The following is an 11,751-nucleotide window of genomic DNA, read 5'->3' as shown; positions in this document are numbered from 1 at the left end:
ACTGCTACAGATCAGGAGCCCCCCTGAGTCAGGGGGGCGCGCCAACGGCGCGGGGGTCTGGGAGCATGGTTGGCATGGGTCCCACGGTTTGCAGAGCAAACCGTGGGGCGTCAGCGCGAATGCGCTTACGCACCATGCGCAGCCAGCTGACCCAGGCGCTGCACCGCGACCGAGACGGTCGGGTAGTCCAGGGTCTTCTGCTCGGCCAGTTCGGCCAGCATCGCCAGGGTGAAGCGCAGGCTGTTGTCGTCACGGCCCATCCAGGCCGAGACCTTGGCCTCCGCGCTGCTGCCCTTGGTGCCCAGCACCTGGCCGGCCAGGTTGCGGTGGTTGGCCGCCAGCTCGTCACGCAGCACGCCACGTGCAACGGCGTGCCAACGGCCGTTGACCTCCAGCGCGTCAACCTGCTCGAACAGCCACGGCAGCTGCAGGGCGTCGCCCAGACGGAAGTGGACCTTGGACACGTCCACCGGCTTCAGCTTGCGGGTACGGGCCAGTTCGATGATGTCGAACGCCGGCTCCAGGAAGTGCAGTTCGGCCAGCTGCTGCGCCAGCGCGGACGGCAGGCCCTTCTCCTTCCACTCGGCCACCAGGGCTTCGTAGGTCGGACGCTGCGAATCCGGCAGCACACCCGAAGCGACGCGGATGTCGTTGAACGGACCCTGGTAGCGGTTGACCGCTTCGGTGATGCCCGGCATCGCGCCCGGGCGCGACAGCAGCCAGCGCACGAACGAACGCTGCAGCTTCCAGATCACCTCCAGTGCGTCGATCTGCACCGACTCCGGCACCTTGCCGTCGAGCGCATCGATCTGCGCCCACAGCGCGCGGGCATCCAGCGTTTCGCGGCTGATGGTGTAGGCCTTGGCGACCTCGGCGATGGAACGGCCGGTGTCTTCCTGCATGCGCATCAGGAAGGTGGCGCCCATGCGGTTGATGGTCTGGTTGGTCACGGCCGTGGCGATGATTTCGCGCTTCAGGCGATGACGCTCCATCGCGTCGGCGTACTTCTTCTGCAGCGGGGTCGGGAAGTAGCGCTGCAGTTCCTTGGACAGGTACGGATCTTCCGGGATGTCCGAATCCAGCAGCTGGGCGAACGCCACCAGCTTGGAATAGGACAGCAGCACCGACAGTTCCGGACGGGTCAGGCCCTGGCCGCGTGCCTTGCGCTGCGACAGCTCGGCATCGGACGGCAGGAACTCGATCTGGCGATCGAGCAGGCCCTGCTGTTCCAGGGTGCGGATGAAGTGCTGCTTGGAACCCAGGCGCTTGACCGCCATCCGCTCCATCAGGCTCAGGGCCTGGTTCTGGCGGTAGTTGTCGTTGAGCACCAGCTCGGCGACTTCATCGGTCATCGACGCCAGCAGCTTGTTGCGCTGCTCGACGGTCAGCTTCTTGGCCCGCACCACATCGTTGAGCAGGATCTTGATGTTGACTTCGTGGTCGGAGGTGTCGACACCGGCCGAGTTGTCGATGAAGTCGGTGTTGAGCAGCACGCCGGCCTGGGCGGCTTCGATGCGGCCCAGCTGGGTCATGCCCAGGTTGCCGCCCTCGCCCACCACCTTGCAGCGCAGCTCGCCACCGTTCACACGCAGGGCGTTGTTGGCGCGGTCGCCGACATCGCTGTGCTGCTCGCTGGCGGCCTTGACGTAGGTGCCGATGCCACCGTTCCACAGCAGGTCGACCGGTGCCTTCAGGATCGCGCTCATCAGATCGTTCGGCGACAGTGCCTTGACGTTGTCGTCAAGGCCCAGCGCTTCACGCACCTGCGGGGTGATCTCGATCGACTTCAGGCTGCGCGGATAGATGCCGCCGCCCTTGCTGATCAGCTTGGCATCGTAGTCCGCCCAGCTCGAACGCGGCACGGTGAACAGGCGCTCACGTTCGACGAACGTGGTGGCCGCATCCGGGTTCGGGTCCAGGAAGATGTGGCGGTGGTCGAACGCTGCGACCAGGCGGATGTGGCGCGACAGCAGCATGCCGTTGCCGAATACGTCGCCGGACATGTCGCCGACGCCGACCGCGGTGAAATCCTGGGTCTGGCTGTCACGGCCCAGCGCACGGAAGTGGCGCTTGACCGACTCCCACGCACCGCGTGCGGTGATGCCCATGCCCTTGTGGTCGTAACCCACCGAACCACCGGAGGCGAACGCATCGCCCATCCAGAAGCCGTGCGCGATGGCCAGGCCGTTGGCGATGTCGGAGAAGGTCGCGGTGCCCTTGTCGGCGGCCACCACCAGGTACGGATCGTCCATGTCGTGGCGCACGACATCCACCGGCGGCACGATCTTGTTGTTGACGATGTTGTCGGTGATGTCCAGCAGGCCCTGGATGAACAGCTTGTAGCAGGCCACGCCGTTGGCGAAGACCGCGTCGCGGTCACCATTGACCGGCGGGGTCTTGGCGAAGAAGCCGCCCTTCGCGCCAACCGGCACGATGACGGTGTTCTTGACCATCTGCGCCTTGACCAGGCCCAGCACTTCGGTACGGAAGTCTTCGCGACGGTCCGACCAGCGCAGGCCACCACGGGCGACCGCGCCGAAGCGCAGGTGGGTGCCTTCCACGCGCGGGCCGTAGACGAAGATTTCGCGGTACGGGCGCGGCTTCGGCAGGTCCGGCACCAGTGCCGAATCGAACTTGAAGCTGATCACGTGGCCGTGCTGGCCGTTGGCATCGGTCTGGTAGTAGCTGGTGCGCAGGGTCGCGTCGATCACGCCCATGAACGAGCGCAGGATGCGGTCTTCGTCCAGGCTGGACACACGGTCCATCAGCTTCAGCAGCGCATCGCGCGCGGCCTGCATCTGCGCGTCGCGGTCACCCTTGCGGGCGTCGACCACGGTCTTGAGCACCTTCAGGGTGGCCTCGTCGCCGGCGGCCAGCACATCGAGGTGGGCCTTCAGCTGCGCCTGGCCAGCCGCGATGTCGTCCTTGCTCTCATGGCCGGTGGCCGGATCGAAGCGGGCTTCGAACAGTTCCACCAGCAGGCGGGCCAGCAGCGGGTAACGGGCAAAGGTGCCTTCCACATAGGCCTGCGAGAACGGCACGCCGGTCTGCAGCAGGTACTTGCAGTAGCCACGCAGCATGGCGACCTGGCGCCAGTGCAGGCCGGCGGCCAGCACCAGGCGGTTGAAGCCGTCGTTCTCGGCATCGCCGTGCCAGACGCGGGCGAAGGTCTCGCCGAAGGCTTCATCGACGCTGGCGGCATCGATCGCACCGGCAGTCGATTCGACCTCGAAGTCCTGCACGTACACCGGGGCGTTGTCGACCGACAGGCGGTACGGACGCTCGGCGATCACGCGCAGGCCCATGTTTTCCATCATCGGCAGCGCATCCGACAGCGGAATGTCATCCAGCTGGCGGTACAGCTTCAGGCGCAGGCCATCGCCGCTTTCGCGCGGCACCGCCTGCAGGCTCAGGCGCAGGTCATCCGGGCCGGTCAGGGCATCGAGCTGGCTGACATCGTTGGCGGCAACGGCGGTGCTGTTGTCTTCGATGTAACCGGCCGGCAGCGCCTTGCCGATGCGGGCGGCGATGCGCAGGCCTTCGGTTTCGCCGTGGCGGGTCACCAGCGCTTCGCGCAGGTCGTCCTGCCAGTTGCGCAGCACCTGGGCCAGCTTCTGCTCCAGTTCGGCGGTATCGACGTCGAGCATTTCACCCGGCTTCGGACGCACGATCAGGTGCACCTGGGCCAGCGGCGATTCACCCAGCACCACCGAGCTGTCGACGTACTCACCATGCAGCGCGTCCTTCAGCATCGCTTCGATGCGCAGGCGCACGTCGGTGTTGAAGCGCTCACGCGGCAGGTAGACCAGTGCGGAAATGAAACGGCTGTACTTGTCACGGCGCAGGAACAGGCGGCTGCGCACGCGCTCCTGCAGGCCCAGCACGCCCATGGCGGTGCGGAACAGTTCGTCCTCGCTGGACTGGAACAGTTCTTCGCGCGGCAGGGTTTCCAGGATGTGGCGCAGCGCCTTGCCACTGTGGCTGGCCGGGGCCAGGCCCGACTGCTTCATCACGTGCTCGTGGCGCTGGCGCACCAGCGGGATCTCCCACGGGCGGCGGTTGTAGGCGCTGGAGGTGAACAGGCCGAGGAAGCGCTGCTCGCCGATGATCTTGCCCTTGGCGTCGAATTCCAGCACGCCGATGTAGTCCATGTAGCCGGCGCGGTGCACGCGCGAACGGGCATTGGTCTTGGTCAGGATCAGCGCGTCCTTCAAGCCGGACGTGGCATTCAGGCCCTGCGCGGCCAGGGACTTGACCGGACGGGCGGCGGACTTGTCCTTGCCGCGCATCAGGCCCAGGCCGGTGTCGTTCAGCGGTGCCAGCACCTCTTCCTTGCCCTGCTTCTCGACGCGGTATTCGCGGTAGCCGAAGAAGGTGAAGTGGTTGTCGGCGGCCCAGCGCAGGAATTCCTGTGCTTCCTTGCGCGAGGCATCGTCGACCGGCAGCTGGCGCTTGCCCAGGTCGTCGGCCAGCGCCAGCGCCTTGTCCTTCATCGGCTGCCAGTCGCGCACGATCGCACGCACTTCATCCAGCGCCTTGTTGATGGCCTGCTCGATGGCCGCCATGGCTTCGGCCGGCTGGCGGTCGATCTCCAGCAGCATCACCGATTCGGCATCACCCTCGCCGACCTTGACCAGCTTGCCGGCCTTGTCGCGGGTGAAGCGCAGCACCGGGTGGCCCAGCACGTGGACGCCCACGCCCTGCTCGGCCAGCGACATGGTGACGGTATCGACAAGGAACGGCATGTCGTCGTTGACGATCTGCAGCACCGTGTGCGGCGATTCCCAACCGTTGGCCTTCGCGGTCGGATTGAACACGCGGACGTTGGCCTTGCCGGCCTTGCGGGCACGGGCGAATTCCAGCGTCTCAGCCGCGAGAGCGGCCCACTCTTCAGCGCTGTGGTGCGGGAACTCGTCCGACTCCATGCGCTTGTAGAAGTCAGTAGCGAAGGCCACTGCTTCGGCCTGTGCGGCCGCGGGGTAGCGCTTGCGCAAGGCCGTGTACACCGGCTCCAGGGAGAAACCAGCGGTCACTGCGACCTCCGACTCTGCTGGTTTGGTCTTGTTTTTCACGGTCTTGGCTGCGGTTTTTTGCGGTTTCATGGCAGAGCGATGCGCTTGCTCAGTTGGGAAAATGAAATTGTAGCCCTACCGCACGAAAAGGCCTTGCTGCAGGACGGAATAAGCAGATTCGGGTTTGCTGCGGTTTAGACGCCTATTCAGTTCGCACCGGTATGGTCGTGGCGTCTGTTTCAGCACTGCAGACAGGATCGGCAAAGCGTGTTACCGGAAGACACACGCGGCGACGCCGATGCGATTCCACAATCCTGAACTGGACGGTATAGTCCACCGCGTGAATCCGGCCTACCTTCCCGTTGCCCTCGACGCACGCGATGAGCGCGTGTTCGACGCCGTGCGCGAACTGCTGGCGCAGCAGGGCATGCAGATGAGCATGGACGCGGTGGCCCAGCAGGCCGGCTGTTCCAAGCAGACCCTCTATTCGCGCTACGGCAACAAGCAGCAACTGCTGCGCCGGGTCATGCAGCGCCACGTCGGCCACGCTACCGGGGCCATGGTCCGTGCACTCCGCACTGACGACCTGCGTGCCAGCCTGCTCCAGTTCGCCACCGACTTCCTGGAGCATTTCAGCCAACCGCATGTAGGACAGGCCTGTCGGCTGATCGCCGCCGACGCGTCCCAGTTTCCCGAAGAGGCGCGTACGCTGTACCGGCATGGCGCCGGCGCGCTGACGCTTCATCTTGCTGAATGGATTGAAACCGTTTGCATGCAGGGCCAGCTACGGCATGACGACCCGCACTTCATGGCCGAGCTGCTGCTGAGCATGATCGCCGGTCAGGATTTCGACAAACAGCGCTTCCATACCCCCCATCGTGATGACGCGCTGCTGCGTCGGCGCTGGGCAGAGTTCTCCGTCGACAGCTTCCTGCGCGCGTTCGCGCCACAGCCGTCGCCGGCCCCGTCTACAAACCAACCCCGGAGTTCCTCCTGATGACCGCCCCACTCCGCACCCTTGCCTTGACGTGCGCCGTTGCTGTCGCTCTGGCCGCCTGCAAGAAGCCGGAACAGCAGACGCCCCCGCCGCCGGAGGTGGGCGTCATCGACGCCAAGCCGCAGACCCTGCCGCTGCAGCGCGAGCTGGTCGGCCGCCTGTCGCCGTTCCGCAGCGCCGACGTGCGCGCGCGCGTTCCGGGCGTGCTGCTCAAGCGCGTCTACCAGGAAGGCTCCCAGGTCAAGCAGGGCCAGACCCTGTTCCTGATCGACCCGGCGCCGCTGCGTGCCTCGCTCAACGCCTCCGAAGCCCAGCTGGCCTCGGCCCGTGCCACCTATGCCAACGCCAAGGTCGCCGCCGACCGTGCGCGCTCGCTGGCCCCGCAGCAGTTCGTCTCCAAGGCCGACCTGGACAATGCCGAATCGGCCGAGCGCACCGCCCTGGCAGCGGTCAAGCAGGCAGAAGCATCGGTGACCTCCTCACGCATCAGCCTGGGCTACACCGAAGTGACCGCCCCGATCAGCGGCGTGGCCAACAAGCAGCAGGTCACCGAAGGTGCGCTGGTCGGCCAGGGCGATGTGACCCTGCTGACCACCGTCGACCAGCTCGACCCGCTGTACGTGAACTTCTCGCTGAGCGTCGATGAGCTGACCCAGCTGCGCGCGCAGCAGGCCAAGGGCGCATTGGCCCTGTCCGGCGATGGCAAGGCTACCGTCAGCGTCAAGCTGGCCGACGGCACCACCTACAGCGAGCCGGGCACGCTGGACTTCTCCTCGACCACGGTCGATCCGGCCACCGGCGCGGTATCGCTGCGTGCGCTGCTGCCGAATCCGCAGCAGATCCTGCTGCCGGGCGCCTTCGTCAGCTTCCAGGCCAACCTGGGCGAGCGCAACAACGCCTACCTGGTGCCACAGCAGGCGCTGCTGCGCGACACCACCGGCGGCTACGTGATGGTGGTCGGTGCCGATGGCAAGGTGGTGCGCAAGAACGTCAAGACCGATGGCGCGCAGAACGGCAACTGGCTGGTCAGCGACGGCCTGGCCGCCGGTGACAAGGTGATCGTGGCCGGCGTGCAGAAGGTCAAGGAAGGTGCACCGGCGGTGGCCAAGCCGTGGACCCCGGGGCAAGACGCCAACGGCAAGCCTGCCGCAGGCGGCGCTGCTCCGGCAGGCGCGGCACCAGCCGCCGGCAAGGCACCGGCCGATGCGGCCAAGCCCGAGCAGGCCGATGCGGCCAAGCCGGCCGCCACCGATTCGAACAAGCAGTAACGGGAACCTTCCGTCATGCCTAAATTTTTCATCGAACATCCAGTCTTCGCCTGGGTGGTTGCGATCCTGATCTCGCTCAGTGGCGTGATCGCGATCCTCAACCTGGGCGTGGAGTCCTATCCCAACATCGCCCCGCCGCAGGTGACCGTTTCGGCCACCTACCCGGGCGCCAGCGCGGACACCACCGAGAAGTCGGTCACCCAGGTGATCGAGCAGCAGCTGACCGGTATCGATCACCTGCTGTACTTCAGCTCTTCCTCGTCCTCCAACGGCCGGGCGCAGATCACCCTGACCTTCGAGACCGGTACCGATCCGGACATCGCCCAGGTGCAGGTGCAGAACAAGGTATCGCTGGCCACGCCACGACTGCCTTCGGAAGTGACCCAGCAGGGCGTGGTGGTGGCCAAGGCCAACGCCGGCTTCCTGATGGTGGTGGCACTGCAGTCCGATACACCGACCATCAACCGTGATGCCCTGAACGACATCGTCGGTTCGCGCGTGCTCGACCAGGTCTCGCGTATCCCCGGCGTCGGCAGCACCCAGCAGTTCGGTTCCGAGTACGCCATGAACATCTGGCTGAACCCGGAAAAGATGCAGGGCTATGGCCTATCGGCCAGCCAGGTGCTGGCGGCGGTGCGTGCGCAGAACGTGCAGTTCGCCGCCGGTGCGCTGGGTTCGGACCCGTCGCCGGAAGGCCAGCACTTCACCGCCACGGTCTCGGCCGAAGGCCGCTTCAGCTCGCCGCAGGAGTTCGAGAACATCATCCTGCGCGCCAACGCTGACGGCTCGCGCGTGCTGTTGAAGGACATCGCCCGTGTCGCCTTCGGTGCCAACAACTACGGCTTCGATACCCAGTACAACGGCAAGCCGACCGGCGCCTTCGCCATCCAGCTGCTGCCGGGCGCCAACGCCCTGAACGTGGCCGAAGCGGTGCGCGGCAAGATGGACGAGCTGCAGCCCAGCTTCCCGTCCGGCGTGACCTGGTTCTCACCGTACGACAGCACCACCTTCGTCAAGATCTCGATCCAGGAAGTGGTCAAGACCCTGTTCGAAGCGGTGTTGCTGGTGTTCCTGGTGATGCTGATCTTCCTGCAGAACTTCCGCGCCACCCTGATCCCGACCCTGGTCATCCCGGTGGCCCTGCTCGGCACGTTCCTGGGCATGTGGATGATCGGCTTCACGATCAACCAGCTGACCCTGTTCGCGATGGTGCTGGCGATCGGCATCGTGGTCGACGACGCGATCGTGGTGATCGAGAACGTCGAGCGCATCATGTCCGAGGAAGGCCTGGCGCCGAAGCCGGCCACGCAGAAGGCGATGACCCAGATCACCGGCGCGGTGGTGGCGATCACCGTGGTGCTGGCCGCGGTGTTCATCCCGTCCGCCCTGCAGGGCGGTGCGGCCGGCGAGATCTACAAGCAGTTCGCGCTGACCATCGCCATCTCGATGGCGTTCTCGGCGTTCCTGGCCCTGGGCTTCACCCCGGCGCTGTGCGCGACCTTCCTCAAGCCGACGCACAACGACAACCCGAACATCATCTACCGCACCTTCAACAAGTACTACGACAAGATCAGCCACACCTATGTGGGCCACATCACTTCCGCGGTGCGCCATGCCCCGCGCTGGATGATCCTGTTCGTGGTGCTGACCGCCCTGTGCGGCTTCCTGTTCACCCGCATGCCGGGCAGCTTCCTGCCGGAAGAAGACCAGGGCTACGCGCTGGCCATCGTGCAGCTGCCGCCGGGCTCGACCAAGGGCCAGACCAACGAAGTGTTCGCGCAGATGCGTGGCATCCTGGAAAAGCAGGATGGCTATGAAGGCATGCTGCAGGTGGCCGGCTTCAGCTTCGTCGGTTCCGGCGAGAACGTCGGCATGGGCTTCATCCGCCTGAAGCCGTGGGAGGAACGCAAGTTCACCGCGCCGGAGTTCATCCAGAACATGAACGGCGCGTTCTACGGCATCAAGGAAGCGCAGATCTTCGTGGTCAACCTGCCCACCGTGCAGGGCCTCGGCCAGTTCGGTGGCTTCGACATGTGGCTGCAGGACCGCAGTGGTGCCGGCTACGAACAGCTGACCCAGGCGCGCAACATCCTGCTGGGCAAGGCCGCGCAGAAGCCCGAGGCACTGGTCGGCGTGCGTCCGAACGGGCTGGAAAACGCCCCGCAGCTGCAGCTGCACGTGGACCGCGTGCAGGCGCAGTCGATGGGCATGTCGGTGTCGGACGTGTACAGCACCATCCAGCTGATGCTGGCCCCGGTGTACGTCAACGACTTCTTCTACGAGGGCCGCATCAAGCGCGTCACGATGCAGGCCGATGGTCCGTACCGCACGGGCCAGGAGTCGCTGAAGAGCTTCTACAGTCCGTCCAGCCTGACCACCAATGCCGATGGCACCAACGCGATGATCCCGCTCAACACGGTGGTCAAGTCCGAATGGGTGTCGGCATCGCCGTCGCTGAGCCGCTACAACGGCTACTCGGCGATCAACATCGTCGGTTCGCAGGCCCCGGGTACCAGTTCGGGTGAAGCGATGCAGACCATGGAGGCGATCGTCAACGACGACCTGCCGGCCGGCTTCGGCTACGACTGGTCCGGCATGTCCTACCAGGAAATCCTGGCCGGCAACGCCGCCACCCTGCTGCTGGTGCTGTCGATCGTCGTGGTGTTCCTGTGCCTGGCGGCGCTGTACGAAAGCTGGTCGATTCCGGTGGCGGTGCTGCTGGTGGTGCCACTGGGCGTGCTCGGCGCACTGGGCCTGTCGATGCTGCGTGGCCTGCCCAACGATCTGTTCTTCAAGATCGGCCTGATCACCGTGATCGGCCTGGCGGCGAAGAACGCGATCCTGATCGTGGAGTTCGCGGTGGAGCAGCGTGCGGCGGGCAAGAACCTGCGCGATGCCACCATCGAGGCGGCACGCCTGCGTTTCCGCCCGATCCTGATGACGTCGTTCGCGTTCATCATGGGCGTGATCCCGATGGCGATCTCCACCGGCGCCGGCGCCAACTCCCGCCACGCCATCGGTACCGGCGTGATCGGCGGCATGCTGTTCGCCACCCTGCTCGGCCTGCTGATGATCCCGGTGTTCTTCGTGGTCGTGCGGCGCATGCTGGGCGACAAGCTGGATGAACCCTCCAAGGAGTTCATGGAACGCCAGCGCGACGCCGAAAGTGCCCACCGCCCGGATCGTTGATCCGGCGCTGGGTTGAAACGAAAAGGCCCCGGAGCGATCCGGGGCCTTTTCTATTGCCTGCTCCGACGTGTCGGAGCGGATGTTGGTCAACCGCGATTGTCGCCTCCGGCAGCCAGGTGACCGGATCGATCCACGCAGCGGAAGGTGCGCATCGCAATCGCCTTGCGATTCAGAGCCACATACGCCCTCATGTGTCGCACTTCGTCAGTCACGCAACGACTGGGCGAACCGTCACAACATCCGGCGAAACCGCGGCTTAACAAAGGGCTTCTACCACAGCTACATCAGGCAGGATTCCATGCGTCGTTCGCTTTTCCCAAGAGCCGTACAGCTACTCGCATTGCTGGGGCTGAGCGCGTTGATCTCACCCGTGGCACATGCTGCAGGCGTGCTGGTCTGCGACAACTGCGCGGACCCACGCGCACTCGCGCTCACATCCGGCACGGGCCTGACCATCGTCGCGGATTTCAGCCAACGCAGGCTTCACGGCTACGAAGTGGAGTACGACCGCGAACTTCACAGATACCGGGCGGTCCAGACACGGGTGCCGGATCCGATCGTCGCGTCGTTCAACCGCATCATGGGGATGCTTGACCGGCGCAGTATCCGCGCTGGCCAGAGGGGCGCACAGTTCGAAATCCACCCCGATGACCCGGCAGCGGCCAATGGCATCACCTTTCCAGAAGAATTCAAAAGCCACAACGCGCATGACATCGCGCAGATGGCAACCGCCCGCTTCCGGCTTGAGGCCCAGATCGGCGAGGCGTTCGCCGGCGCGACCACGCATTCGACGGCCTGGAACAGCATGGCGACGTTTCTCTCGTCCATTGGCCTGAGCTTCGTCAGCAAGGCGCTGGGCATCGATGGAGCGATATACGTCATCACGTGGCGGGATGGCTCACAGACCACCCTCCTCATCCGTCCCGACTCGGTCAGGGAAGCGAGGTATGTACAAGGGGGAAGCAGGGATGCACAGGGCAACCGCATTGCCGATGGCGCTGCCAGCGATCCGGACACCGCGCAGGGCTTCGCAGGTGTCTATCAGTTTGAAGACAGGCAAGCGATGCAGCGCTGGATCGATACCGCTCGCCTGTACGGTGTAACCGTTGTCGAAGGCAGCGGGATTGCAGGCCAGCTGGATTGCCGCTGGGACGGGCGGACGTTGACCTGCGGGGGCAGCTGAACGGGAAGCACATCCGGATGCAAGACCCCGGAGCGCTCCGGGGCCCTGCCTGCCTCGTGGAAGAGGCCAACCCGGGTTGGCGATCTTCCATCGACGCCAACC

General features: G+C 65.4%; 5 protein-coding genes. 4 read left to right on the top strand and 1 reads right to left on the bottom strand.

The genetic code is table 11. From position 1 onward, the window contains the following. Window positions 1-125 precede the first annotated feature (125 nt). Window positions 126-5,102, bottom strand: a complete 4,977-nt coding sequence (locus SSKA14_RS10345) for an NAD-glutamate dehydrogenase domain-containing protein (RefSeq protein WP_008265960.1) — start codon at window positions 5,100-5,102, stop codon at window positions 126-128. A 250-nt stretch (window positions 5,103-5,352) separates the two neighbouring features. On the opposite strand from SSKA14_RS10345, the gene SSKA14_RS10340 reads away from it, so the two are divergent. The 4 genes from SSKA14_RS10340 (at window position 5,353) to SSKA14_RS10325 (ending at window position 11,649) form a co-directional block, all read left to right on the top strand. Next, complete coding sequence (locus SSKA14_RS10340) at window positions 5,353-6,009, top strand: TetR/AcrR family transcriptional regulator (RefSeq protein ID WP_008265285.1); 657 nt, start codon at window positions 5,353-5,355, stop codon at window positions 6,007-6,009. Further along, window positions 6,009-7,277 carry an efflux RND transporter periplasmic adaptor subunit gene (locus SSKA14_RS10335; protein WP_040007418.1) on the top strand — a complete coding sequence of 423 codons (1,269 nt, stop codon included), beginning with the start codon at window positions 6,009-6,011 and terminating at the stop codon, window positions 7,275-7,277. The genes SSKA14_RS10340 and SSKA14_RS10335 overlap by 1 nt, the downstream gene beginning before the upstream one ends. A gap of 15 nt (window positions 7,278-7,292) precedes the next feature. Next, window positions 7,293-10,466, top strand: coding sequence for a multidrug efflux RND transporter permease subunit (locus SSKA14_RS10330; RefSeq protein WP_008267324.1), 3,174 nt, complete (start codon window positions 7,293-7,295; stop codon window positions 10,464-10,466). Between the two features lie 298 nt (window positions 10,467-10,764). Next, window positions 10,765-11,649: a hypothetical protein gene (locus SSKA14_RS10325; RefSeq protein ID WP_040007417.1), complete on the top strand. Its 885-nt coding sequence runs from the start codon at window positions 10,765-10,767 to the stop codon at window positions 11,647-11,649. Window positions 11,650-11,751 lie beyond the last annotated feature (102 nt).

Source organism: Stenotrophomonas sp. SKA14, from assembly GCF_000158575.1.
Taxonomy (GTDB): domain Bacteria; phylum Pseudomonadota; class Gammaproteobacteria; order Xanthomonadales; family Xanthomonadaceae; genus Stenotrophomonas; species Stenotrophomonas forensis.
The sequence above is the reverse complement of the archived record's forward strand: the minus strand, read 5'-3'. Positions and strand labels throughout refer to the sequence as shown.